The 395-nt window shown below is 49.6% G+C and carries 1 pseudogene; it reads right to left on the bottom strand.

The features are described 5' to 3' along the window. Nucleotides 1-304: pseudogene (locus tag ACLWS4_RS37685) on the bottom strand (hypothetical protein); the annotation flags it as partial. Between the last annotated feature and the right edge of the window lie 91 nt (nucleotides 305-395).

Genomic DNA, 395 nt, shown 5'->3' with positions numbered 1-395 from the left:
GCGCGGAAAATATGTTTTTCTCTTCGCTTTCAAGCACAGCGGCGTTTCCAAACAGACGGGAGATGGCCATATTGATTTCCTCGGGCGGGGGTGTACCGATTGTCCCGTTATCGTTCATCGTTTTTGCTTTTTTAAGGCAGGACGCCACCCATGCCGGCAATGCCGGTTCGATGACAGGGATGGAAGTGGTTTTCAGCAATTCCGTGAACCACGTTAAATTCATGCATCCTTTTTCAAGAATGAGCCAGATGGCGCCGAACAGTTTCGCATCCTCGATCCGGCCCGGGATATACTTCGGTCCCATTTGGCCTATCCAGCTTTTAACGGTGTTAGGGGATACACCCAGTTTGTATGCAATTTTATCCATGTAAGATTGCCCGGATTTGAGGTTCCCG

The organism is Kitasatospora sp. SC0581 (assembly GCF_048159585.1).
GTDB lineage: Bacteria > Actinomycetota > Actinomycetes > Streptomycetales > Streptomycetaceae > Kitasatospora.
This window is presented reverse-complemented; position numbering and strand designations above follow the sequence as displayed.